This is a genomic window from Burkholderia sp. AW33-5 (assembly GCF_053427615.1).
Map to the genome: position 1 here is coordinate 16,389 of NZ_JBSAXA010000010.1, position 23,320 is coordinate 39,708.

Annotated in this window: 22 protein-coding genes; 9 read left to right on the forward strand and 13 right to left on the reverse strand. The window is 68.6% G+C overall.

Annotated features, from left to right (window positions below):
• Window positions 1–83 precede the first annotated feature (83 nt).
• The gene (locus ACV22V_RS17455) at window positions 84–1,388 is read left to right on the forward strand and encodes an NAD(P)/FAD-dependent oxidoreductase (protein ID WP_448014825.1); all 1,305 of its coding nucleotides are present in this window, start codon (window positions 84–86) and stop codon (window positions 1,386–1,388) included.
• 25 nt (window positions 1,389–1,413) lie between these two features.
• A complete protein-coding gene (locus ACV22V_RS17460; protein ID WP_448014826.1) occupies window positions 1,414–2,715 on the forward strand; it encodes an NAD(P)/FAD-dependent oxidoreductase in 1,302 nt (433 codons plus the stop codon).
• A gap of 123 nt (window positions 2,716–2,838) precedes the next feature.
• Here the strand turns inward: ACV22V_RS17460 and ACV22V_RS17465 are convergent, their stop codons facing one another.
• The 3 genes from ACV22V_RS17465 to ACV22V_RS17475 form a co-directional block, all read right to left on the reverse strand.
• A complete protein-coding gene (locus tag ACV22V_RS17465) occupies window positions 2,839–3,504 on the reverse strand; it encodes a DUF799 domain-containing protein (protein ID WP_059535116.1) in 666 nt (221 codons plus the stop codon).
• 10 nt (window positions 3,505–3,514) lie between these two features.
• Entirely contained in the window at window positions 3,515–3,943 is a 429-nt protein-coding gene (locus tag ACV22V_RS17470; protein ID WP_059535114.1) for a DUF4810 domain-containing protein, read from the reverse strand.
• 82 nt (window positions 3,944–4,025) lie between these two features.
• A complete protein-coding gene (locus ACV22V_RS17475; protein ID WP_185500359.1) occupies window positions 4,026–4,697 on the reverse strand; it encodes a CsgG/HfaB family protein in 672 nt (223 codons plus the stop codon).
• 79 nt (window positions 4,698–4,776) lie between these two features.
• Here ACV22V_RS17475 and ACV22V_RS17480 point away from each other — a divergent pair, with 79 nt between their 5' ends.
• Window positions 4,777–4,986 (forward strand): hypothetical protein, encoded by a 210-nt coding sequence (locus ACV22V_RS17480; protein WP_448014830.1) that lies wholly within the window; start codon window positions 4,777–4,779, stop codon window positions 4,984–4,986.
• Between the two features lie 170 nt (window positions 4,987–5,156).
• On the opposite strand, the gene gor is transcribed toward ACV22V_RS17480, so the two are convergent.
• The 6 genes from gor to ACV22V_RS17510 all read right to left on the reverse strand — a co-directional run bounded on the left by gor (window position 5,157) and on the right by ACV22V_RS17510 (window position 10,792).
• Window positions 5,157–6,512, reverse strand: coding sequence for a glutathione-disulfide reductase (gene gor, locus ACV22V_RS17485; RefSeq protein WP_059535112.1), 1,356 nt, complete (start codon window positions 6,510–6,512; stop codon window positions 5,157–5,159).
• 247 nt (window positions 6,513–6,759) lie between these two features.
• Entirely contained in the window at window positions 6,760–6,984 is a 225-nt protein-coding gene (locus ACV22V_RS17490; protein WP_014895816.1) for a hypothetical protein, read from the reverse strand.
• Between the two features lie 373 nt (window positions 6,985–7,357).
• Complete coding sequence (locus ACV22V_RS17495) at window positions 7,358–8,479, reverse strand: porin (RefSeq protein ID WP_059535109.1); 1,122 nt, start codon at window positions 8,477–8,479, stop codon at window positions 7,358–7,360.
• A gap of 363 nt (window positions 8,480–8,842) precedes the next feature.
• Window positions 8,843–9,595, reverse strand: a complete 753-nt coding sequence (locus ACV22V_RS17500) for a YoaK family protein (RefSeq protein ID WP_448014833.1) — start codon at window positions 9,593–9,595, stop codon at window positions 8,843–8,845.
• Between the two features lie 58 nt (window positions 9,596–9,653).
• The gene (locus ACV22V_RS17505; RefSeq protein WP_059535107.1) at window positions 9,654–10,181 is read right to left on the reverse strand and encodes a chromate transporter; all 528 of its coding nucleotides are present in this window, start codon (window positions 10,179–10,181) and stop codon (window positions 9,654–9,656) included.
• Window positions 10,178–10,792: a chromate transporter gene (locus ACV22V_RS17510; RefSeq protein WP_448014835.1), complete on the reverse strand. Its 615-nt coding sequence runs from the start codon at window positions 10,790–10,792 to the stop codon at window positions 10,178–10,180. The genes ACV22V_RS17505 and ACV22V_RS17510 overlap by 4 nt, the downstream gene beginning before the upstream one ends.
• Before the next feature lie 96 nt (window positions 10,793–10,888).
• On the opposite strand from ACV22V_RS17510, the gene ACV22V_RS17515 reads away from it, so the two are divergent.
• The 6 genes from ACV22V_RS17515 (at window position 10,889) to ACV22V_RS17540 (ending at window position 17,498) form a co-directional block, all read left to right on the forward strand.
• Window positions 10,889–11,773, forward strand: a complete 885-nt coding sequence (locus tag ACV22V_RS17515; RefSeq protein WP_448014837.1) for a transcriptional regulator GcvA — start codon at window positions 10,889–10,891, stop codon at window positions 11,771–11,773.
• An 885-nt stretch (window positions 11,774–12,658) separates the two neighbouring features.
• Window positions 12,659–13,165 carry a Csu type fimbrial protein gene (locus ACV22V_RS17520; protein WP_448014839.1) on the forward strand — a complete coding sequence of 169 codons (507 nt, stop codon included), beginning with the start codon at window positions 12,659–12,661 and terminating at the stop codon, window positions 13,163–13,165.
• Between the two features lie 97 nt (window positions 13,166–13,262).
• Window positions 13,263–14,015 (forward strand): fimbrial biogenesis chaperone, encoded by a 753-nt coding sequence (locus ACV22V_RS17525; protein ID WP_448014841.1) that lies wholly within the window; start codon window positions 13,263–13,265, stop codon window positions 14,013–14,015.
• A 25-nt stretch (window positions 14,016–14,040) separates the two neighbouring features.
• Entirely contained in the window at window positions 14,041–16,335 is a 2,295-nt protein-coding gene (locus ACV22V_RS17530; RefSeq protein WP_448014843.1) for a fimbria/pilus outer membrane usher protein, read from the forward strand.
• Window positions 16,332–16,838, forward strand: a complete 507-nt coding sequence (locus ACV22V_RS17535; RefSeq protein ID WP_448014845.1) for a Csu type fimbrial protein — start codon at window positions 16,332–16,334, stop codon at window positions 16,836–16,838. The genes ACV22V_RS17530 and ACV22V_RS17535 overlap by 4 nt, the downstream gene beginning before the upstream one ends.
• Window positions 16,839–17,030: 192 nt before the next feature.
• On the forward strand, window positions 17,031–17,498 hold the full coding sequence (locus ACV22V_RS17540) for a hypothetical protein (RefSeq protein WP_448014847.1): 468 nt from the start codon (window positions 17,031–17,033) through the stop codon (window positions 17,496–17,498).
• A gap of 42 nt (window positions 17,499–17,540) precedes the next feature.
• Here ACV22V_RS17540 and ACV22V_RS17545 read toward each other — a convergent pair whose 3' ends face one another.
• The 4 genes from ACV22V_RS17545 to ACV22V_RS17560 form a co-directional block, all read right to left on the reverse strand.
• Window positions 17,541–18,848 (reverse strand): solute carrier family 23 protein, encoded by a 1,308-nt coding sequence (locus ACV22V_RS17545; RefSeq protein WP_448014849.1) that lies wholly within the window; start codon window positions 18,846–18,848, stop codon window positions 17,541–17,543.
• A 242-nt stretch (window positions 18,849–19,090) separates the two neighbouring features.
• Window positions 19,091–20,329, reverse strand: a complete 1,239-nt coding sequence (flgL, locus tag ACV22V_RS17550; protein ID WP_059691966.1) for a flagellar hook-associated protein FlgL — start codon at window positions 20,327–20,329, stop codon at window positions 19,091–19,093.
• A gap of 23 nt (window positions 20,330–20,352) precedes the next feature.
• Entirely contained in the window at window positions 20,353–22,335 is a 1,983-nt protein-coding gene (flgK, locus tag ACV22V_RS17555) for a flagellar hook-associated protein FlgK (protein WP_059819909.1), read from the reverse strand.
• A gap of 194 nt (window positions 22,336–22,529) precedes the next feature.
• Window positions 22,530–23,285, reverse strand: coding sequence for a flagellar brake protein (locus ACV22V_RS17560; RefSeq protein ID WP_059535097.1), 756 nt, complete (start codon window positions 23,283–23,285; stop codon window positions 22,530–22,532).
• Between the last annotated feature and the right edge of the window lie 35 nt (window positions 23,286–23,320).

Consider the following 23,320-nt stretch of genomic DNA (forward strand, 5'->3'; position numbering starts at 1 on the left):
GCATGGCGTCCCGCATCGTTTCACCCGGCCGGATCGCGGTGCGTCGCGCACCGGCGCCGGCCGTCCTCGAGGGAGTCGGTTTGATGACGCAGTCTTTCACCGCCCGCGCCGACGCGCTCGCGCGCAACTCGTACTACGAAGCGACCGCCGCGCGCCCCGCGGTCGACGATCTTGCGTTGGAAGACGCGATCGACGTCGACGTGTGCGTGATCGGCGCGGGCTTCGCGGGCTTGTCGACGGCGCTCGATTGCCGCGCGCGCGGGCTGTCGGTCGCCGTGATCGATGCGCACCGGCCCGGCTGGGGCGCGTCCGGCCGCAACGGCGGCCAGGCAATCACGGGCTTCGCGAAAGACGAGGTGATCGAGCGGCAGCTCGGCGCCGCCGGCGCGCGTGCCGCGTGGTCGCTGTCGCTCGACGGCGTCGCGCTGATCGCCGAGCGCATCGCGCGCCACGGCATCGACTGCGACTTCACGCGCGGCTACCTGACGGTCGCGACGAAACCGCGCCGCATCGACGACCTGCGCGCATGGATGGATGCCGCGACGTCGCGCTGGGGCCATCCGTCGCTGTCGTGGCTCGACACCGGTGCGATCCGTGCGCGCATCGCGTCGTCCCGCTATCTGGCGGGCGTCTACGATCCGCTGTCGGGCCACCTGCATCCGCTCAAGTATTGCCTCGGCCTCGCCGACGCCGCGCGCCGCGAAGGCGTCGCGCTCCATGCGCACACGCCCGCGCTCGACGTCGTGCGCGGCGCGCGGCCGGTCGTGCGCACGCCGTCGGGCGAAGTGCGCTGCCGCTTCGTCGTGTCGTGCTGCAACGCAGGCCCCGGCGGCATCCTGCCGGCCGCCACCGCCGCGCGCATCGCGCCGATCGCGTCGTACATCATCGCGACCGAGCCGCTCGGCCGCGCGCGCGCCGACGCGCTGATCGCGCAGCGCGAAGCCGTGTGCGACAACAACTTCTTCCTCGACTATTTCCGGCTGTCCGCCGACCATCGCATGCTGTTCGGCGGCCGCGCGAACTCCGCGGGCGCGTCGCCCGACACGCTCGCCGAAACGATCCGTCGGCGCATGGTCGGCGTGTTTCCGCAACTCGCCGACGTGCGCGTCGACCACGCATGGGGCGGCTTCGTCGACGTCACGCGCAACCGCGCGCCGGACTTCGGCGCGCTCGATCCGAACTTCTTCTACGTCCAGGGCTTCAGCGGGCACGGCGTCGCGCTGACCGGCATCGCCGGACGCGCGATCGCCGGCGCGATCGCGGGCGACACCCGCGCGTTCGACCTGTTCGCGCAGCTGCGCCACCGGCGCTTTCCCGGCGGCGACGCGTGGCGGCAGCCCGCGCTCGAACTCGGGATGCTGTATCACCGCGTGCGCGAGCTGTTCTGAGTCCCCTTCATTCGCTTTCCTGATCATGCAGACATTCGCCAACCAGCCGCACGTCGCGTCGTATTACGCGGCGACCGCCAACGATACGACCCGCCATGCGCCGCTCGCCGGCACAACCGACGCCGACGTGTGTGTGATCGGCGCGGGCCTCACCGGTTTGTCCGCCGCGCTCAACCTCGCCGAGCGCGGCCATTCGGTGACCGTGCTCGAAGCGTCGCGGGTCGGATGGGCGGCGAGCGGGCGCAACGGCGGCCAGCTGATCGGCGGCTTCGCCTGCGGCATCGACACGTTCGGCAACTTCATGCCGGAAGGCGATGTGAAGCGGATCTGGGACATGGGCCTCGAAACGCTGTCGCTCGTGAAGTCGCGCATCGCACGGCACGACATCGACTGCGCGCTCATGCCCGGCTACCTGACCGCCGCGAACACCGAGCGCGACGCCGATGCGCTGAAGCGCTGGCGCGACGAGGCCGCGAAACGCTTCGGCTACGACCGCTTCCATTTCGTCGAAGCGGACGAGCTTGGCGACTACGTGCAGTCGGCGCGCTATCGCGGCGGCCTGTACGACCCCGACAGCGGCCACCTGCATCCGCTGAACTACACGCTCGGGCTCGCGCGTGCGGCCACCGACGCCGGCGTGCGGATCCACGAGGACAGTTGCGTGACGCGCGTGCGCGACGTGTCGGGCGGCCACGTCGTCGAAACCGGCCAGGGGCAGGTGCGCGCGCGCTTCGTCGTGCTCGCGTGCAATACGTACGTCGGCACGCTCGCGCCCGCGCTGTCGAAGAAGATCATGCCGGTCGGCACCTACGTGATCGCCACCGAGCCGCTCGGCGAAGCGCGCGCCGCCGCGCTGATGCCCGCGCGCGCGGCGATCTGCGACAGCCGCTTCGTGCTCGACTATTTCCGGCCGGCGCCCGACACGCGCCTCGTGTGGGGCGGCAAGGTCAGCTATTCGACCCGGGAGCCGCGCGATCTCGCGGCGGCGATGCGCGCGGACATGCTGAAGACGTTCCCGCAACTCGCGGACGTCAAGGTCGACTACGCATGGGGCGGCTTCGTCGACATCACGATGAACCGCGCGCCGCACTTCGGGCGCGTCGCGCCGACGATGTATTTCGCGCAGGGCTTTTCGGGGCACGGCGTGAACACGACCGCGCTCGCGGGCAAGCTGATCGCCGAGGCGATCGACGGCCAGGCGAGCCGCTTCGACCTGTTCGGCAAGATCCGGCATCGCGACTTCCCCGGCGGCGCGACGCTGCGCACGCCGGCGCTGGTGCTCGCGATGAGCTGGTACCGGCTGCTCGACGCGTTCGGCATGCATTGAGCGGGCCGCATCGGAGCGAAACGAAAAACGGCCGCGCTACAAGCGCGGCCGTGCAATCGAATCGCATGACATCGGTGCGTCGGGCACATCCCATGCCCGCGCGCCGCGTACGACATGCACCGGTCAGTCCGTCCCGAACTTCGGCGAATGCGGACCGTACAGCAGCCCGTTGGGCGGACCGGCCGACAGCAGCCGCGTGCTGGTGAACGCGGCGACGTCATGGCTCTGGTCCATCAGCGTGTTCGCGATCTGCTTGACCGCCGCCACCACCAGCATGCCGATCAGGCCGCCGCCGCCGTTGTTGCCGCCTTCGTCGCTGCTCGCGCTCGCCCGGCCCTGCCACAGCACGTCGCCGGTACGCAGGTCGACGAGCTTCGCCGAGGCCGACACGACCGTTGCGCTCGCAAGGATCCGGTAGACGGTGCCGTACTGCGACACCTTCGAATACAGCGCGGCATCCGCACCGAAGATCTCGCGCAGCTTCGCGGGCGGCGTCTGCTGGATCTCGGCCGCGTTGGTCAGGCCGTTCTGCTTGAACGTCTCGTCCATCACGGCGACCGGCACCACGTAGTAGCCGGATTCGGCGAGCGGCAGCGTCATCTGCGACAGCATGCCGTAGGTCGCCGCCACGTCGGACGTTTCGTTGATGGGCGGCAGGACGAGGATCGAGCGCGGCTGGCTCTTCTTGAACGCCGTGTAGTCGGGTCGTTTCACCGGCTGCGCGCACGCGCTCAGCAGCGCGACGATCGACAGCACGGACATCAGCTTGAATGAGAGTGTCTTGAACATGGCGGGCGCGTTACGGTTTGGCGGTGGTCGAGGCGGTATCCTTCTGGCCGGCGATCGCCTGGGCGGCCGGCTTCTGAACCGCTGCCTTCGACGCGTCGGTCTTTTTCTTCATCAGAAAATCCATGAAGGTCGACGATTCCGGGAACGACTGCTTCTCGGCCTGCAGTTCCTGCTCGGCCTGCTGCTCGTTGCCGACGCTCGCGTACAGCATCCCCAGATGCGCATGGAAGCCCGGCGGCGGCATCTTGCCCTTGGCGCGAATCTCCTGCAGCGCCTTTTCGAGCGCGTCGATCTGCTCCTGCGGCGACTTCTGCCCCTTGAAATATTCGTACACCTGCGGCTGATAGCCGTTCCACTGATAAAGCGGCGGCGTGGAGCTCGCGCAGCCGGCGAGCAGCAAGGCGGCGGCCGTCGCCGGCAGCCAGTTACCCCGTTTCATGGTCTGTTCTCTTTTGATGTCGTTGTCGATCGGTCCAGCGCGGCGCCGGCCCCGGCGCGCGCTGCTGCAATGGCTGGGACGCTTATTGCGGCGCCTTCAGCGTGCCGGCGTCGACCTGGTCGACGAGATGATTCACGGCTTCCTGGATCGCAAGGTCCAGCACCTTGCCGTTGAGCGTCGAGTCGTAACCGGCCGTGCCGCCGAAGCCGATCACTTCCCGGTTCGACAGGCTGAACTCGCCCGCGCCCTGGCTCGACGCGACGACTTCCGACGTCGTCGTATCGACGATGTTCAGGTTGACCTTCGCATACGCGACCTGCGTCTTGCCGCGGCCGAGGATGCCGAACAGTTGGTGATCGCCGACGTCCTTGCGGCCGAACTCGGTCACGTCGCCGGTCACGACGTAGTTCGCGCCCTTCACGGCCTGCGCCTTCTTCATGAAGCCGGCTTCCTGCTTGATCTCGTCGAGGTTCTCGCGATCGAGCACGTTGAAGCGGCGGCTCTGCTGCAGGCGCGTGACGAGGATCGTCTTCGCCTGTCCGCCGAGGCGGTCGATGCCGTCCGAGAAGATGCCGCGCATGTAGCTCGAGCGGTTGTCGAACTTGCCGACCGCGATCGCGACGGGCTTGCCCGCATACGGCTTCTGCGCGCTGCTCACGGCCGGCACGTCGAGCGTGCGCGACGATTCGGTCGCGCAGCCGGACAGCGCCGCGACGAGCGCCGCCGCCACGAGAACGGTGCGTCGTGTCTGAATGTTCACTGCTGGTCTCCTTGCGTGAAAAGATTGCCCGGAACGGGCGTGCCGGCTCGTTGACGGGCCGGCGGTCGATGCGGTGATCGAAACGGTTGGGGCACGCATCGGCGTGCGCGACTTCATCGCCCGGATGGCGATGGAGATGAAGATGAAGATGGCGGCATGCGAAGGGAAGGTGCGCGCAACGGACGTGCTGCGGCAAGATGCGGACGCGCGGCGCATGGATCGACCACCCCGCTTGCGCCGGCTACCCCGTGATTCTGTCTACTGCGCTGTTGATCGCGCATGATCGGCCCCGAATATGATTTTGGCCGATGATACCAAGCCTGATTATCGAGACGGGATTTCTTGAGAAGAATTGACGTTCTTTACGGATCGTCGCGGTTCCATGGCGCGTCGCACGCCGGCGAAGCACGCGGGACGCCCGCGCCGGCCCGCGAGCCGGCGCGCCGGTTGCGGTCAGTCGGCCACCTTCTGCCGCATCGTCACGAATTCCTCGGCCGCGGTCGGGTGAATGCCGATCGTGTCGTCGAACTGCGCCTTCGTCGCGCCCGCGCGGATCGCGATCGCGATGCCCTGGATGATCTCGCCCGCGTCGCGGCCGACCATGTGCGCGCCGATCACGCGCTGGCTGTCGCGCGCGACCACGAGCTTCATCAGCGTGCGCTCGTCGCGGCCGGACAGCGTGTGGCGCAACGCCTTGAACGACGTGCGGTAGATGTCGATCTCGTCGTGCAGGCGACGCGCATCGGCCTCGGTCAGGCCGACCGTCGCGATCTCGGGCTGGCTGAACACGGCCGACGGCACGTAATCGTGATCGACCGCGACGCGCGCGCCGCCGAACAGCGTCCGCGCGAGCAGCCCGCCGTCGCGGGTCGCCACCGGGGTGAGCTGCGGCCGCGACGTGACGTCGCCGATCGCATGGATCGACGGCACCGACGTCGCCGAATACGCATCGACGGCGATCGCGCCGCGCGCGTCGAGCATGACGCCCGCCCGTTCGAGCCCGAGCCCGTCGACGTTCGGCACGCGGCCGGTCGCGTAGAGCACCGCGTCGTACGGCCCGTGCTGCGCGTCGCCGACACGCACGGAGAGCGTGCCGTCGTCCGCGCGCGCGATCGATTCGACCACGGCGCGCGCATGGATCGCGACGCCTTGCTTGGTCATTTCGTCGGTCAGGAATTGACGCACGTCGTCGTCGAAGCCGCGCAGGATCTTCTCGCCGCGATAGAAGAGATCGACCTGGCTGCCGACGCCGTTGAAGATGCCCGCGAACTCGACCGCGATATAGCCGCCGCCGACCACCGCGATGCGTGCGGGCAGCGTCGCGAGCGACAGCGCCTCGCGCGACGTGATCGCATGCTCGATCCCGGGCCGCGGCGGCAGCGACGGGCGCGAGCCGGTCGCGATCGCGATGTGGCGCGCGCGGATCGTGCGATCGCCGATCGCGACCGTATGCGCGTCGACGAGGGTCGCGCGCCCCGCGTGCATCGCGACGCCGGATTGCCGCAGCAGGTTGATGTAGATGTCGCTGAGCCGGTTGATCTCGCGATCCTTCGCGGCGATCAGCGCGGGCCAGTCGAGCGTGCCGGCGCCGAAGGTCCAGCCGAAGCCCTTCGCGTCCTCGAGCTCGTGCGGATAATGCGATGCGTAGACGAGCAGCTTCTTCGGAATGCAGCCGCGCAGCACGCAGGTGCCGCCGATCTGCTCTTCTTCGGCTATGCCGACGCGCGCGCCGTATGACGCCGACATCCGGGCGAGCCTCACGCCGCCGGAGCCGGCCCCGATGACGAACAGGTCGTAGTCGAAATCCATCGCAAGCCCTCATCGCAGTTCGGATGACGGCACGATAACAAGATTCGGGAATTCGTGCGGAACGTGGCGGCGCAGGACGACGCGCGCCATATAAAAAACGGCGAGAGACGTCGCCTCTCGCCGGTCAAACCAGCTGCCGGGTGTGCCATGCGTCACCGATCGACCACATGCCCGGCCTGCCGGCCGCGCGGCACCGGTCCGTCCGGGCGCGCGAACGGCGCGCCCGCGGCGGGACCGGCCGCCATGCTCAGGCCTGCGACGTGTCGCTGCCGTCCGTCGCCTGCGTATCGTCTGCCTGCTGCGGCTGCTCTTCCTTCTTCTCGAGCATGCCTTCGATCGCCTCGGCGCCCTTGAAGCCGGCGACGGCCGCCGCCGCCTTGGTCAGCAGGCCCGCATCCGGATCGACCTTCTCGGCCGCCTCGACGGCTGCCACGGCGCCAGCGATTTCACCCACGGTGTTCAGGATACCCATCGTCATCCCCTTTCAAGAAAATCGTGAGCGCATCGTCCCACGAAAAAAACCGGCAGACCGTGTTTGTCATCACCGGATACACAAGTTACGCACCAGGCCGGCCGCACGCGAAACGCGCGCCGGAACGACGCCCGCGCGTGCGTCGCGGCACACGGCGGACCCTGCACGCAGCGTAGCGGAATCGCTTCGCGCGCACTGTCAAAGTATGTTCTGGAATGCCGACGGAATCCTTACGGGCAGGCCGCGCCCGATGGAGCAATCGCTGAATGGTCGTCCGCGCGCATGAAGGTCGCGTGACGAAAAAAAAGAGGCTCCCGCGGGAGCCTCTTCGATGTGCGCCGAGCGTGAGCCGGCGCGTGCGTTTCGATTTTCGTCAGAAGATATTGCGCAGGCCGATCGCGATGCCGGTCTGGTTGCTGCGACCCGGCAGCTCGACGTTCGCCGCGCCGTTCGTCTTGTTGAAGTCGATGGTGCCGTAGACTTCCGTGCGCTTGCTGAGCGCGTATTCGGCGATGCCGACGATCGCGTAGCGGTTGCCGCTCGCGAGCGTGCCGTTCGTGGTCATCGCGTTGCGCATGTGGTCGTAGTAGAACGCGCCGGTCAGCGTCAGCGGCGTGCTGACCTGCCAGCTCACGCCGGCGAACGGACCGTCGTCGATCCGGCCCGTGCCCTTCGCGACCGGGATCGACTGCTGCGCGAGCAGGCTGTCGACGAAACCGGTGTCGTCCTTCGAGCGCAGGTAGCCCGCATAGACCTTCGCCTTGCTGAACGCGTACACGACGTTCGCGTGGTAGATCGTCTGCTTGCGTGCGGAGTTGTCGCTGTTCTGCTGCGCGCCGGCCGCGATGCTGAGCGGGCCCATCACGTACGACAGCGACACGCCCCATGCATTGCCCTTGCCGAGCGAGCCCGGGATCTGGCCCGAGAAGCCGCCCGCGCCGGTCGATTCGTAGTTCGTGCCCGTCGAGTACATCGCCTTCGCGGTCAGGCCCGCGAACGTGCCCGTGTACTTGATCTGGTTGTCCGCATACAGGCCGCCGCCGAGTGCGACCGGCAGCCATGCATTTTCGAAGTAGTTGCCGACCGTCAGCGGATCGTAGGTGTCCGACAGCAGGTCGAACAGCGGCGTCTTCTGGCGGCCGAGGGTCACCGTGCCGTACGGGCTGTCCAGGCCGACGTATGCCGCGCGGTTGAACAGGCGGCCGCTGTCGGCGAATGCGCCGTTCTGCAGGTTCACGCCGCTTTCGAGCTTGAACAGGGCCTTCAGGCCGCCGCCGAGGTCTTCCGTGCCGTAGATGCCGAAGCGGCTGTTGGTGATCGCGCCGTTGGTCATCGACAGCAGGCCGTCGTTCTTGGCGTTTGCGTTGGTCAGATAGCGGACGCTGACGTCGGCGACGCCCCAGAGCGTGACCGAGCTTTGTGCTGCTGCGTACTGGCTGGCGAAGGCCAGTGCCGCGCCCCCTGCGATGGCTGCGAGTCGGGTGGTCTGCTTCATGAGCTTTCCTATTTGTAGGTGTCTCCATTCATGGCCGGCCGCGTGCGCAGCCGGGTGGCGATCGCGCACGTTCATGGCGCGCGCGATGTGGGCTGAATCATAAGACCAGTGCGCGCCCTGAAAGAAATTGAAATGCGCGGTAAAGCGCGATTGTCGCCCTGGAACAACAACGGTCCCGCACCAGGCTTGCCTCGCGCGTAACGGACGCGGGGTGCGGCGATGGCGAAACGAGGGCGGATGCCGTAAGGATCGGCCGGGGCAGCCGGCTGGCGTTCGGGTCGTGTCGCGGGCCGGTGACGCGATGCACCGGTGATTCGGTCGCGCGGCGCATCGGCAGGCCGCATGGTGGCGGCCCTGCACACGTCAGGCAGGCTGCGACGTCCCGCCGTCGGGGTTGGCGCCGCTGCTGCCGTTGCCGGCCGCCGCATCGTCACGATCGCTCCCGCCGCCCGCCCGCCGCGCCCGCCGCACGATCTCCGCGAACGCGCCCGCCAGCAGCAGCACCGCGCCCCACAGCGCGACGTCCGGCACGAGCCGCGTCGCGAAGCCGCCGACCACCGCGCCAGCCAGGAAGCAGAAGCTGATCGTCGCCAGCAGCGCCGAGTCGTGCAGCGCGCCCGCGTCGTAGCGCGGAATCAGCCCGACGAACAGCTTCTGCGCGGCGCGCCGCAGGTTGCCGGTCGTCATCACCGACGTGTACGACAGTTCCTCGAGATGGGTGAACGACAGCGTCTGCAGCGTCGCAACGAACGAGATGCCGGGAATCAGCCACGCGCTCGACGCGCCGACGAGCCCGCTCGCGGCAATGCCGAGAAACGCGATCTCGACGATCAGGCTCGCGAACGCGGTGTGGCGCATCCAGCCGCGCCGCGCGGCGAGACCGAGCAGGTGCGCGACGAATACCGCGACCACGAAGCCGCCGAGCGGCGGCACGTGATGCAGCGCGGCCGCCCATTCGCCGGCCGACAGATTGATACCGAGCAGCGCGACGTTGCCGGTCATCGTGTTCGCGAACACGTGGCCGTGACCGACGTACGTGTACGCGTCGAGGTAGCCGCCGGACAGCGTGAGCAACGCGGCGACAGTGAGATTGCGGCTGGCGCCGTCGAGATCCATCGATCCTCCCGTGAATATTCGCGCCAGTATGCGGGACGGGAGACAGCTTGTCCTTCGCTCACTGGCCGATGCCGGTGAGCCCGATCAGCGCGCCGGCCGCGAGCAGCCATAGCGGATGGATGCGCGTGCGCCACGCGAGCACCGCGCATGCGGCGGTGATGCCCCACTGGATCGCGGTGCGGTTCGACGCTTCGGAGATCAACACCGCGCTGGCCGCGACGAGCCCGGCCGTGACCGGCATCAGCCCCTGCTGCACGTAGCGGCGCCACGGCCGGTCGCGAAAGCGCTCCCACGCGTGCAGCGCCAGCACCGTGACGAGCGACGACGGCCCGAACTTCGCGATCGACGCGACCAGCAGGCCGGCCCAGCCGGCCACGTGCCAGCCGACCAGCGACACGATCATCATGTTCGGCCCCGGCGCGGCCTGCGCGAGCGCGAACAGCGCGGTGAATTCGTGCGCGCTCATCCAGTGGTGCACGTCGACGACCTGCCGCTGCATCTCCGGCAGGATCGTGTTGCCGCCGCCGAATGCGAGCAGCGAAAGCTGGCTGAAGATCGTCGCGATCGCGATCAGCGTGTCGTTCATGACCGGCCTCCGTCGCGCGCAGCGGCGTGCTGCGGTGCCGGCGTATCGCGCCGCCGCGACGCGAGCCAGATGCTCAGGGGCGTCAGCACCAGCATCGTGGTCAGGAGCGGAATGCGCAGCACCGCGATCGCGACGAACGCGAGCGCCGCGATGCCGGCCGCGGTGCGCGGCGCGTGCAGCAGCGGTTTCACGACCTTCACGGCCATCGCGACGAGCAGGCCCGCGGCCGCGGCGGCGAGCCCGCCGAACAGGTGCTGCACGCGCGGATCGCCCTGCGTCTTCGCATACAGCACGCCGAGCGCGATGACCACGAGCGTCGGGCCCGCGATCAGCCCGAGAATGCCGGCGAACGCGCCCGCGATGCCGCGAAAGCGCATGCCGACGGCGACCGACAGGTTGATCACGTTGCCGCCCGGCAGGAACTGGCACAGCCCGAGCAGATCGGTGAATTCGTCGGCGGTGAGCCATTTGCGCTCGTCGACGATCGTGCGCCGCGCGAACGGCAGCGCGCCGCCGAACGACATCAGGCCGAGCGACAGGAAGCCGGTGAACAACTCGGCGAGGCCGATCCGGCGCGGCGACGCGGCAGGCGGCGGAGAAACGGATTGCATGGGGGTCCTCATCAAACGGTGTCCCGAGATTACCGCCGTTCCGCACCCCGGCAAAACGATTTTATCGACGCGCCCTTGTGATCTAGAATCACAAGCATGGCACGCGACCTCCCGCCCTTTTCCGCGCTTCGGGCCTTTGAAGCAGCGGCACGACACGAAAGCTTCAGCGCCGCCGGCGACGAGCTGCATGTGACTCACGGTGCCATCAGCCGGCAGATCGCCGGGTTCGAGGCGTGGCTCGGCAAGCCGGTGTTCCACCGCTACGGCAAGCGCGTGAAGCTCACCGACGAAGGCCGCCGCTATCTGGATACCGTCCGTGCCGCGTTCGACAGCATCGCGCTCGCCACCGAGCAGCTGCGCAACACCGGTGCCGCGCGCGTGCTGCGCATCAATGCGCTGCCGACCTTCGCGATGAAATGGCTGCTGCCGCGCCTGTCGCGGTTCCAGCGCGACGTGCCGAACGTCGAGCTGAAGCTGTCCACGTCGAATGCGCCGCTCGACATGCTCGACGGTTTCGACGTCGCGATCCGCCGCGGCCCCGGCCCTTGGCCGAACTGCACGAGCGGCCACTTCCTCGACGAAAGCGTGATTCCGGTTTGCAGCCCCGCGCTGCTCAAGCGCGCGCCGATCGCCCGAGCGGACGATCTCGCGCGACACGTGCTGCTGCATTCGGATACGCGGCCGGAAGGCTGGCGCGACTGGTTCGCGGCGGCCGGCGTGACGATGAAGGGGCGCAAGCGCCAGTCGTTCGATCACTTCTACCTGGCGCTGCAGGCGGCCGTCGACGGGCTGGGCGTCGCGCTCGGCCCGCTGCCGCTGATCGACGACGAGCTCGCGAGCGGCCGCCTCGTGATGCCGCTGCCCGGGCCGCGCATCGCGACGCGCAGCTACTGGTGGATCGCGCCGGGCGCGCCGGCCGGCGATGCGCTCGTCGCGCAGTTCTGCGCGTGGCTGCAGGCGCAGTCGAATGTGAACGCATGACGCGTTGGGCACCGATACCTGACTGTAACAGCCACGATCCCTCCTCCGTCTCCGCGCTCGTTGCAGGAGTGAAACCGATCCGCCCGCAACGCGCACGATTCCCCTGCAGAATCGCCGTCGCGCGGCCCCTGCGTTTACCCTGTCATTCCAGCCACCGCACGCCAGCCCTGGCGCGCGTGCGACCGGCTTGCCGCCGCGCGTTTCACGGCTGAAACACTTCCGCATCCGCCAGGTCGCACCGGCCGCACGCCGGGTTCGCCGAGCCCCTGTTTGCGCGGAAGTCTGCGTGCTGGCCCGCTGCTTGCTGATGCAGCCGTGCACACAACGACACTGCACGGGCGAACGGCCCAGTGCAGACGACAAACAATCATCAAGCGGGTCGGGGAAATCATGTCCAGACTGATATCGGCCGTCGCACGGCTACTGTCATTCACTACTACTCCTGTTACGCATTCGCCGATGCGGGCGGCGCGACTTCGCGCCGTCCCTGTCCGATGCGCGAACACGGTCCACACCGTCATCCGACGTCGCGGCGCCTCGATCAGGTAGACGCCCCCCCGGAATCCACTGCCGAGCGCATGCGCGCCACGGCGAGCCGTGCCGCTCGCGTGGGCATGTCCGCCCGTGCTCGCTCGCGTGCCGACACGCACGCGGGCGGCAACAGCCGCTACTGACGTCGAATGCGCCGCAGCGGCGCCGGGATACCTGGGCGCCGCACCGGTCCGACTCCGCATCACGACTCAAAGGAGGTGCCCGCCCCAGCCAGAGATCCGATTCCGACGCACCGAGAAGACCTATCGCGCATCCGGACGATCGAGAATCCGTCCCGAACGACCCGCTCGTCGCACCGGCCGCACATTTCAGTTCTCAAGGGAGAAATGCATCATGAAGCAATCCTTACTGACCAAAGCGGCACTTGCCGCATCGCTCGCTTGCGTGGCCGTCGCGGTATCGGCCGGACAGACCAGTACGACGTTCGGCGTGTCCGCCACCGTCAATGCAACCTGCCTGATCGACTCGGCCGGCGCGTTGACCTTCCCCGCCTATACGCCGGGCACGGGCGATCAGTCCGCGCAATCGGCGATCACGGTCCGCTGCACGAATGGCACGAACTTCAACATCGGCCTGAATGCGGGCATGGCGTCCGGCGCCACGGTGGGCAACCGCATCATGACGAGCGGCTCGAATCAGCTCAACTACTCGCTGTACCAGGATTCGGGCCGCACGGTCGTCTGGGGCAACACGCCGCCGACTGACACCGTCAACGGTACCGGCCAGGGAATGGCGATGGCCCAGGCGATCACCAAGACCGTCTACGGCAAGGTGCCCGACCAGCCCAACGCAGTGCCCGGCAGCTACGCCGATACGGTGACGGTCACCGTGACGTTTTAGCGCGCACGGAGGGTGCGCCGCATCGCGGATGCGCGCGCCCCTCCCGAGCGGAACACGCCAAGCGCGCCGAAGCGAATCCCCTGGAGGTGGATCTGTGATGAAACCGAACGCATGCAAACTCGCGACCTGGATCGCGGCCGTGACGCTCGCCGCCGCATGGGCCGACAGTCAAGCCACCGACTTCACCGTGTCTCCCGTTCGCGTCGAACTCTCCGCCGCGCAGCGCAGCGTCGCGCTCACGGTGAAGAACGAGTCGCCCGACCAGCCCGTCGTCGTCCAGCTGCGCACTGCGGCGTGGTCGCAGAACGCGGGCGACGACGTCTATGCGTCAACCGGCGACCTGATCGCCGCGCCGCCCATTTTCACGATCGCTCCCGGCAGTTCGCAGGTCGTGCGCATCGGCCTGCGGCGTGCGCCGGGCGCGGACCGGGAAACCAGCTACCGGCTCTATCTGCAGGAAATTCCGCCCGCGCCGAAACCTGGCTTCGCCGGCGTGCAGATCGCACTGGAAATGAGCCTGCCGATCTTCGTCAAGCCGGCCGCCGACACCGCTCCGCGGCTGCGCTGGAGCGCGGCGCCGCGCCCCGCGGGCACGGGCATGCTCGCGCTGCGCGTGACAAACGACGGCACCGCGCATGCGCAGGTGGCGAACCTCGCGCTACTCGCGCCGGGCAGCGATCGCCCCGTCGCCACGCATGCGGAATTCGCGTACGTCTTGCCGGGCCAGTCCCGCGAACTGATGTTCAAGCCCGGCGGCGGGACCGTGCCGGCCGCTGCTTCCGGAATGCACCTGGTCGGCTACTCCGATGCGGGCGATATCGATTCGACGGTCGCGCCGAACGCGCGTTGACGCGGCGCTACTGATCGCGATTCTCATGAGCGCGCAGACCACACTCGCGGAAGAGCGACTTGTCGCGGCACCTGCCGCGCACGCGTCGCATGGCACGGCGAGCGGCCCGGCCGAGCTCCTGTATCAGGTCGACATCAACCGCCAGGGGCTCGACGCAACCGCATTGCTGATCAAGGCGGCCGACGGCGACTTCTACGTATCGGCCGACGACCTGAAGCGCTGGCGGCTCAGGCAGCCGGACGCCGCGCCGCTGGCCGGCAGCGACGCGCCGTTCTATCCGCTGAAGGCGATCGCCGGGCTCACGTATTCCGTCGACGAGCGGAGCCTGACGATGGCGATCAGCGTCCCCGCGCAGGCGTTCGTCGGTGCGACCTTCGACGAGACCGTCACGCAGCGCGCGCCCGCGATCCAGCCGAGCATCGGCGGCTTCTTCAACTACGATCTGCTCGCCGAGCAGGCCGCGGGGCAGACGCACGGCTCCGGGCTGTTCGAGCTCGGGCTATTCAACCGCTTCGGCGTCGGCGTCGGCACGTTCCTCGCGGACGAATCGGGCCCCACGCGGCGCCTCACCCGCCTCGAAACCACTTGGACGACCGATCGGCCCGGCCACCTCGCAAGCCTGCGCGTCGGCGACGCGATCAGCCGTCCCGGCATGTGGGATCGGGCGATCCGCTTCGGCGGCATCCAGTACGCGACCAATTTCGCGACGCAGCCCGGACTCGTCACGATTCCGCTGCAAGGGGTGAGCGGCCAGGCCGTGCTGCCTTCGACAGTCGACGTCTACGTCAACAACGCGCTGACGTCGACGCGCGAGGTCGCGCCTGGGCCGTTCGCGATCAACAACGTGCCTGTGGTGACCGGCCAGGGCGACGTGCGCGTGGTGGTGCGCGACGTCATGGGCCGGGAGCAGGTGATCACCCAATCGTTTTATGCGAGCGCGAACCTGCTCAAGCAGGGCATGCAGGATTACTCGTACGAGATCGGCAAGGAACGGCGGGATTTCGGCCTGGCGAGCAACGACTATGGGCGCTGGTTCGCCAGTGCAACGCACCGGATCGGCGTGACCGACCGGTTCACGGGCGAGATCCACGCGGAAGCCGAAGGGACCCGGCAGAACCTCGGCGTCGGTGGCGTGGTACTGGCCGGGCCGCTCGGCGTCGTCAACGTGTCCGCGGCGGCGAGCCGCAGCGCCGGCGGCCCGGGCGCGCTGGCGACGATCGGCGCCGAGAGCCAGGCCGGTCTCGTCGAGATCGGCGCACACGCGCAATGGGCGAGCCCGCATTTCGCGCAGATCGGGCTTGAGCCGGGCACGCTTGCGCCCAAGCTGCTGACGAGCGTCAACGTCGGCGTCGGGATGGGCCGCTTCGGCTCGCTCGGACTCGCACACGTGTTCCTCGACAATCGCGACGGCTACAAGACCCAGTTGCTGTCGCTCAGCTACAGCGCGCAGCTGGGGCGCTTCGGCTTCGCGAACATCAGCGTCAGCAAGCCGCTGAGCGGCTCGGGCGCGACGATCGTCGGCATCGCATGGACGATCCCGGTCGACAACCGGACGAGCGCATCCGTCACGCTGACACGCCAGCAGGGTGGCACCGAAATGCTCGCGCAACTGCAGCGCAGCCTGCCGGCCGGCGAAGGATTCGGCTATTCGCTGCAGGCCGGCAACGACACGCAGGATGCGAGCGCGACGCTGCAGACGCGCACCGGCACCTACAGCGTCGAGGCAGCTTCGTATCGCGGCCGCGCCGGCGTGCGCGCCAACGCGGCGGGCGGCATTGCGTTCGTCGACGGCACCATGCGCCTGTCGCGACAGATCACGGACAGCTTCGCGCTGGTCAAGGTGCCGGGCTTCGCCAACGTCGGCATCCTCGCCGACAACCAGCTCGTCGCGCGCACCGACGCCGGCGGCGTCGCGCTGCTGCCGCGCCTGCGCGCGTATGAAAGCAACCCGATCTCGATCGAGCAGGCCGACCTGCCGTTCGACGCGACGATCGGCACGCTGAAGCTCGACGCGGTGCCCTACTTCCGCAGCGGCATGGCGCTGGTGTTCCCGATCACGCGCTCGCGCGGCGCGGTGCTGACGCTCGATCTCGAAAACGGCACGCACCTGCCCGCCGGCGCGACCGTCACGATCGACGGGCAGAAGGACGCATTTCCCGTCGGCCGCGACGGGGTCGTCTACGTGACCGGACTGTCGGAGCAGAACCACCTGCACGCGGCGTGGCGCGACCGGCAGTGCGATGTGACCGTGCGCTTTCCCGCCGGCGACGACCCGCTGCCGGACCTGGGCACCCATCTTTGCAAGGGAGTCACACCATGAGACATCGCAAGCATGCCGCGCGGCTGGTCCGACTCGCACGCTCTCACGCGGCGGCCGCGGCGCTCGCGGCCGGTGCCGTCCTGCTGCTCGCACTGCCCGCGCGCGCGGCGACGACCTGCACGATGAATGCGCCGTCGTCGATGGCATTCGGCACGTACGACACGATCAACGCCGCCACTTCCGCCGTCACGATCTCCGTCAACTGCACCGGCAGCGGCAGCGCCACACCGACGATCACCGCGAGCGCGGGTGGCGGTACCTTCGCGAACCGCCTGATGACGCGGACCGGCGCCACGCAGACGCTCGGCTACAACCTGTATCTCGACAGCGCGCACACGTCGATCTGGGGCGACGGTACGAGCGGCACGTCGGCGATTTCGTGGGGCAAGATCACGGGCGCCGGCGCCTTCAACGCTACCGTGTACGGGCTGATCCGCGGCGGCCAGAACGTCGTGCCGGGCAGTTATGCGGACCACAACATCACGATCCTGTTCACTTACTAGGCGTGCTGGCGGCGCATGCGTTGCGCATGCCGCCATCGATCGCCATCACGGACTCGGACAACGGGGGCTGACATGAATCGAACCGAGACAGCGAGCGCCGCCGCATCGCAGTGCGCCCGACGCGCACGGACCTGCACGCGGCCTCTCGCGCCGCAGCGGGCCGGCGGTCGCACACGCGCGCTGGTTGCGGCAATGGCCGCGCTATCGATCGCGCTGCTCGGCGCCGCGCCCGGCCATAGCGACGCGAAGCAGGCCAGCCGGTCGGTGCAGGTCGGCGCGACGGTCCAGGCGTATGCGCGGCTCAACGCGACCAATCCGGCGAAGCTCGTGATCGCGAACAAGGACACGAGCATGGGCTATCTGGCCGTGCCGAACACCAGCAACCCGTCCGGAACGACACTCGCGATCCAGACCAACGACCGGGCCGGGTATACGGTGCGCGTGCAGGTGGCGGCCGCCAGTCAGTCGCAGTTCAGTTCGATCGAGATCAGCGGCTTCGGCGGCAAGGTCGTGCTGCCGAGCACGGGCGGGACGATCGCCGTGCCCTATACGGCGCTGAACACGAAGTTTACGCTGACCTATCGGTTCGTTTTCGCGCCGAAGGCGAAGGACGGGACCTTTGCATGGCCGCTCACGTTCTCGGTGCAGCCGAATCCGTGATGCGCGGCACGCCGGCGCCCGCGGCGCCGATCCCGCCGCGGCTCACACCACCGGGCCCGGTTCCTTTTCCTTGCGCAGGATCGCGTACAGGATGATCGCGCCGAACGTCGCCGTGCCGATCCCGCCGAGCCCGAAGCCGCCGAACTTCAGCGAGAAGTCCCCGGCGCCGAGCACCAGCGTGACGGCCGCGACGATCAGGTTGCGGTTGTCCGAGAAGTCGACCTTGTTGACGACCCAGATCCGCGCGCCCGTCACCGCGATCAGCCCGAACACGACGATCGACACGCCGCCGAGGACCGGGCCCGGAATCGTCTGGATCACCGCGCCGAACTTCGGCGAGAAGCCCAGCCCGATCGCGATCAGCGCGGCGATCGCGAACACCAGCGTCGAATAAATGCGCGTGACGGCCATCACGCCGATGTTCTCCGCGTAGGTGGTCACGCCCGTGCCGCCGACGCTGCCCGACACGATCGTCGCGAGCCCGTCGCCGATGAACGCGCGACCGACGTAGCGGTCGAGGTTGGTGCCCGTCATCGCGCTCACCGCCTTGATGTGGCCGAGGTTCTCCGCGACCAGGATCACCGCGATCGGCGCGAGCATCAGCATCGCGTGCGGATCGAAGACCGGCGCACGGAAGCTCGGCACCCCGAACCACGCGGCATGCGCGACGATCGAGAAATCGACCGGCTTGCCGAGGCCCATCCCGTTGGTCGCGATCGCATAGATCACGTACGCGATCACCAGCCCGACGAGGATCAGCAGGCGCTGCATCATCCCGCGCGCGAACACCGCGACGCCGCCGACGCACAGCACCGTGACGAGCGCCATCGCCGAGTCGAAGGTCGATGCCGACACGCCCTTGACCGCGATCGGCGCCAGGTTCAGCCCGATCACCGCGACCACCGCACCGGTGACGACGGGCGGCATCAGCGTCTCGATCCAGCGCGTGCCGATCGCCTGCACCAGCGCGCCGAGCGCGACGTACACGACGCCGCACGCGACGATCCCGCCGAGCGCGACGGGGATGTTCGGGTTCGGGCCGCTGCCGCCGTAGCCCGTCACCGCGATCACGAGGCCGATGAACGCGAAGCTCGAACCGAGGTAGCTCGGCACGCGGCCGCCGACCAGCACGAAGAACAGCAGCGTGCCGACGCCCGACATGAAGATGCACAGGTTCGGGTCGAAGCCCATCAGCAGCGGCGCGAGCACGGTCGAGCCGAACATCGCGACGACGTGCTGCACGCCCATCGCGACCATCTGCGGCCACGCGAGGCGTTCGTCGGGGCCGACCACGCGCGAGGCGGCGCCGGTCGGTTGCACCCGCCAGCGCGGGAAGTAGGAATCGGACATGGGGGAAAGGGCTCCTGTCGAACGCCGGCTGCGGACGGTGCGCCGGTCTGGAATCTGGCGCGAGTTTACGGAGCGGAAATGGGGCTGGCAAGCGCGAACCGCCGGCGCGGCAGTGGCGCGGCGGTCGTGCCCGCCGGGCGGGGTGCCGGACGGCACGATCGCGCCGATGCAGGCCGACGGCGGCCGGCCTGCGCCCGCCACGACGTAAGCGGGCGCTCACATCGTGGCGGATGCCGCGGGGATCACGGATTGATGTACTGGAACAGCGACATGTTCTGCAGCTGCGCGTACGCCTTCTGCGCGCCGCTCAACGCGTTCTGCACCTGCAGGTACTGGCTGATGGTCGTCACCATGTTGGTGCTGGTCAGGTCCGACAGGTTGCTGGTCGTCTGCAGCGCCGCGGTCTGGTTGACGACCTGCATCGCCTTGACTTCCTGCTCGCGGCCGCCGACCGACGCCAGCACCGTCGTGACGTTGCGCATCGTGTTGTTGATCTTCGTCGCGGCCGTGCCCATCGCGTTCGACAGCGCGGCGCTCGCCGTCTGGTTGCCGGTGACGGGCGTCTTCAACGCCGTGATCATCGAATCGAGCGTCGAGAACACGTCGACGCCGCTTGCCTGCGGCGCGGGCGTGACCGAAAAGGTGTCGTTGACCGCCGGCGTGCCCGATACGGCCACCTTCATCCCGCTGCCGAGCGCGATCGCGGTGCCCGACGTGTAGGCCTGCGCGGGCGTGGTCGTCGGCGGCGACGCCGTATTGTCGGTCACCGTGTAGGTCGGCGCGGCCGCCGTGCCGCCGAAGGTGATCGTGAACTGATGGCCGTTCGTCGCGGCCGCCGGGTCCGTCACCGTGACGTTGCCGATGGTGGCCGTGCCCGTATTGCTCGCGCCGGCCGCCTGGACCGGCGAGCTGCCCAGCGCCTGCACCGACATGAACACCGCGAGGCCCGAGTCGCCCTGCGGCACGCTGCGCGAATCGTCGATCTGTACCGTGCGCGTGCCCGTATCGCCGACGTAGCTGATGCCGCCGGCCGCGTTCTTCGTGAACGGCGCCGCCGCATTCTTGAAGCCGGCGAACAGGTAGTTGCCCGCGCCGTCCGTCGCGTTCGCGAGCGACATCAACTGGTCGCGATAGCCCTCGAGCTGCGTCGCGAGCGCCGCGCGGTCGCTGTCGGCGAGCGAACCGTCGCCGGCGCGCACGATCACCGACTGGATGCTGCCGAGCACGGTGCCGACGTTCTGCAGCGTCTGGTCCTCGGCCTGCAGCGACGCGAGCGCCGTGCTCTGGTTCGCCGCGTACTGCGACAGCGTGGCCGACGTCATCGACAACTGCACGGCCTGCGCCGCGCCCACCGGGTTGTCGGCCGGCGTCGTGAGGCTCACGCCGCTCGAGATCTGCTGGTAGAGCTGCGCGAGCTGGGCCTGCTGATCGTTCATCTGGCCGACGTTCAGCTGGTAGAACTGGGTCGTGGAAATCCGCATCGTTTCTATCCTCTCGAATCCGCTCAGCTGAACAGGCCCAGCACGGTCTGGAACAGCGAAGCCGCCGTCTGGATCACTTTCGCGTTCGCCTGGTAGAGCTGCTGGTACTGCATCAGGTTCGCGGCTTCCTCGTTCTGGTTCACGCCCGACACCGACTGCTGCGCGGACGTGATCTGGCCGACCAGCGCCGTCTGTGCGGTGCTCGACGACTTGAGCTGGCTCGCGGCGTTGCCGATGTTGTTCACGTAGTTCGCATACGCGCCCGTGAGCGTCGTCGTGCCGCCGCCGAGCGTCTTCGCGTTGACGAGCTTCGACAGCGCGAGCGCGTTGCTGCCGTCGCTCGTGCCGCCCGCGTACGGCCCGATCGTGAACGAATCGCCGTCCGACGGCGTGCCCGACAGCGTGACGGTCACGCCGTTCATCGCCCCGGCGGCCGCACCGGACATCGTCATCGCCGCACCGGTCGACGGGTCGTACGGCACGGGGTCGGTCGGACTCGCGATCGTCACCGACGTCGGCGGCGTGCCCGGGATCGTCACCGTGGTGCCGACCGGGAAGCCCGACAGCGACTTCGTCGCCGCGTCGTAGGTCAGCTTCGTCGACGGCACCTGGTAGCCTGCGCTCACCCCGCTCAGCGCGATCTTGCCGGTGCCGATATTGGTGCTCGACGCCGACGTGATGGCCGGCGACGCGGCCGCGATCGCCGAGCCGCTCGTCGTCGCGAGGCCGAAGCCCGTCAGCGCGCCGCGCGTCGGCAGCACGGTGAACTGGTCGCCGGCATTCATCGCGCCGGACGAGAACGAGAAGTTCAGCCCGCCGAGCGAAAGCGGCATCGGTCCCGCTTTCTGGTCGACCACCGTGCCGCTCGCGCGGTCGGTCAGCGTGTAGTTCGTGCCGTCGTACGACAGCGTGTAGTCGCTCGTCGTCGGCTGCGACGCATTGGCGAACGAGACGGACAGCGATGCGTTGCCGGTGTTGCCCTGATTCGAATAGACGGCCGGGGCCGCCACCGTGAACAGGTTGCCGCCCGGCTTGCCGGACAGATCGATGCCGAGCGCGTTCTGCCCGTTGACCTGCGCGGCGAAGCTGGCCGCGACCGCGCCGAGTTGCGCCTGCGCGGGGTTGAGCGTCTGGCTGCGGAACGCGAGCAGGCCGCCGAGCGTGCCGCCCGACAGCGACGCATCCGGCAGCGCCTGGTTCGGGCCTGGCGGGTTCGCGCCGGCGATCCCCTGCGACACGACGGTCAGTTCGCTCGGATCGGACGGCGACGTGACGGCCGCGAGCTGATAGCTCTTGTCGGCGAGGACGAGCGGCTGGCCGCCCGCGAGGAACACGCTGTAGCCGCTGTCGTTGCGCACCACCTGCACGCCTGCGAGGCTCGACAGGTTCGACACCGCGAGGTCGCGCTGGTCCATCAGCTGGTTCGGCGGCTGCCCCTGGCTGCTCGCCGCCGAGATTTGCTGGTTCAGCTTCGCGATCTGCGCGGTGTACGTGTTGATCTGCGACACCGTGCTGGTGAGCTGCGTATTCACGCTCTGGCGCAGCGCGTCGTACTGCTGGCCGGCCGCGTTGAGCTGGTTCGCGAGAATCTGCGCGTTGCTGATCGCGGTCTGCCGCACCGACGGATCGGCCGCGCTGTTCGCCACGTTCTGCAAGCCGGTGAAATAGCCGGTGATCGCGGTCGAAATCCCGGCCGTCGGGCTGCCGACGTAATTGTTCAGCTGCGCGACGAGCGAATACCACGTCGACAGCGCGCCGCCCTGCGACTGCGCGCTGTTCAGCTGGTCGCTCAGGTACTGGCTGTACTGCCGCTGCACCGTGACGGTGTTCACGCCCTGCGGCATGTAGCCGCTCGACGTGTACTGGCCGCTCGCCTCGGCATAGACCGGGCGTTCGACCGAATAGCCGGGCGTGGCGGCGTTGCTGATGTTCTGACCGGTCGTCGTGAGGCCCCAGAGCGCGGCATTGAGGCCGCTGACGCCGAGGTTCATGAGTGTGTTGGACATGCGCGATCCTGATGAGCCGGCCGCGCTGCGGCCGCCGGGTTGCGTGACTCCCGATATAACGGCCGCGGATCGGAAAAATTGAGGGAAAAATACGCGTGCGACGCGCGCGTGCGCGTCGTGTGTCGAGCCGCCGGGCGGACGCCGCCGGCGCCGGTGCGAAAGCGGCCCCGGGCGGGGCCGCGAGAGGGATTACGTCAGGCCCGCGCGAGCGAGCGGCGCTTCATCTCGAGCTGCGTGATCAGGCGCTGCAGCGTGTTCTCCGCGCTGCCCGGCAGCGACATGAAGCGAAAACCGAGCTGGAAGCGCCGCGAACCGTTCGGCATCTGGGTCGAACGCTGCGACACGAGCCGCAGGTCGAGCGACAGCTTGCCGTGGCCGGTCAGCTCGAGTTCGACCTCCGGCAGCAGCGTGCCGACCTCGAGCGCCTCGACACGCTCGTCGGCCGTGCGCAGCCCGACGCCGCCGAGCGACAGGTTATGCACCTCGAACACGAAGCTCTCGCCGTCCGGCAGCTTGCCGCGGCACAGGAACGGATCGACGATCGGCGCATCGACGCGGAAATACTCGCGGCGCTGGATGCACATCAGCACGTCGGGAAAATCGGCGACGAACGCGGGCAGACCCTCGTAGCGCGTCTCGCGCGGCGTGCTCGTGGTGAATTCGACGCGCACGCCTTCGGGCGCCGCCGCGAACGTGCAATGCGACGCGCCGAGGATGCCGGCGTTCTGCTCGGACAGCGCGCCCCAGTCGAACGTGAACGTGCGCGCGCCGACGTCGACCTCGAGCAGGCGCGTGACGAGCTGGCCGCCCGGGTACTGGACGGTCAGGAAGTCGCCGCGGTTCACGAGGTTGCGCAGCTGCACACCGATCTCCAGCGGATTGCGGCGGGCATAGTCGGGCCCGGAATGGCCCGCATCCAGGCTCGGATCGGTCGACGTTTCGATATTCATGGCTAGCCGGTTTTCTTTTCATGGGCGCCCGGGCG

What these genes read in the sequence shown, in the direction of transcription:
- ACV22V_RS17470 (WP_059535114.1), bottom strand. Translation starts at nt 3,943, where the DNA reads ATGAAACGGGGTAACTGGCTGCCGGCGACGGCCGCCGCCTTGCTGCTC.
- ACV22V_RS17510 (WP_448014835.1), bottom strand. Translation starts at nt 10,792, where the DNA reads ATGCAATCCGTTTCTCCGCCGCCTGCCGCGTCGCCGCGCCGGATCGGC.
- flgK (WP_059819909.1), bottom strand. Translation starts at nt 22,335, where the DNA reads ATGTCCAACACACTCATGAACCTCGGCGTCAGCGGCCTCAATGCCGCG.
- ACV22V_RS17505 (WP_059535107.1), bottom strand. Translation starts at nt 10,181, where the DNA reads ATGAACGACACGCTGATCGCGATCGCGACGATCTTCAGCCAGCTTTCG.
- ACV22V_RS17500 (WP_448014833.1), bottom strand. Translation starts at nt 9,595, where the DNA reads ATGGATCTCGACGGCGCCAGCCGCAATCTCACTGTCGCCGCGTTGCTC.
- ACV22V_RS17525 (WP_448014841.1), top strand. Translation starts at nt 13,263, where the DNA reads ATGAAACCGAACGCATGCAAACTCGCGACCTGGATCGCGGCCGTGACG.
- ACV22V_RS17465 (WP_059535116.1), bottom strand. Translation starts at nt 3,504, where the DNA reads ATGTTCAAGACACTCTCATTCAAGCTGATGTCCGTGCTGTCGATCGTC.
- ACV22V_RS17530 (WP_448014843.1), top strand. Translation starts at nt 14,041, where the DNA reads ATGAGCGCGCAGACCACACTCGCGGAAGAGCGACTTGTCGCGGCACCT.
- ACV22V_RS17490 (WP_014895816.1), bottom strand. Translation starts at nt 6,984, where the DNA reads ATGGGTATCCTGAACACCGTGGGTGAAATCGCTGGCGCCGTGGCAGCC.
- flgL (WP_059691966.1), bottom strand. Translation starts at nt 20,329, where the DNA reads ATGCGGATTTCCACGACCCAGTTCTACCAGCTGAACGTCGGCCAGATG.
- gor (WP_059535112.1), bottom strand. Translation starts at nt 6,512, where the DNA reads ATGGATTTCGACTACGACCTGTTCGTCATCGGGGCCGGCTCCGGCGGC.
- ACV22V_RS17535 (WP_448014845.1), top strand. Translation starts at nt 16,332, where the DNA reads ATGAGACATCGCAAGCATGCCGCGCGGCTGGTCCGACTCGCACGCTCT.
- ACV22V_RS17455 (WP_448014825.1), top strand. Translation starts at nt 84, where the DNA reads ATGACGCAGTCTTTCACCGCCCGCGCCGACGCGCTCGCGCGCAACTCG.
- ACV22V_RS17560 (WP_059535097.1), bottom strand. Translation starts at nt 23,285, where the DNA reads ATGAATATCGAAACGTCGACCGATCCGAGCCTGGATGCGGGCCATTCC.
- ACV22V_RS17515 (WP_448014837.1), top strand. Translation starts at nt 10,889, where the DNA reads ATGGCACGCGACCTCCCGCCCTTTTCCGCGCTTCGGGCCTTTGAAGCA.
- ACV22V_RS17460 (WP_448014826.1), top strand. Translation starts at nt 1,414, where the DNA reads ATGCAGACATTCGCCAACCAGCCGCACGTCGCGTCGTATTACGCGGCG.
- ACV22V_RS17520 (WP_448014839.1), top strand. Translation starts at nt 12,659, where the DNA reads ATGAAGCAATCCTTACTGACCAAAGCGGCACTTGCCGCATCGCTCGCT.
- ACV22V_RS17540 (WP_448014847.1), top strand. Translation starts at nt 17,031, where the DNA reads ATGGCCGCGCTATCGATCGCGCTGCTCGGCGCCGCGCCCGGCCATAGC.
- ACV22V_RS17495 (WP_059535109.1), bottom strand. Translation starts at nt 8,479, where the DNA reads ATGAAGCAGACCACCCGACTCGCAGCCATCGCAGGGGGCGCGGCACTG.
- ACV22V_RS17545 (WP_448014849.1), bottom strand. Translation starts at nt 18,848, where the DNA reads ATGTCCGATTCCTACTTCCCGCGCTGGCGGGTGCAACCGACCGGCGCC.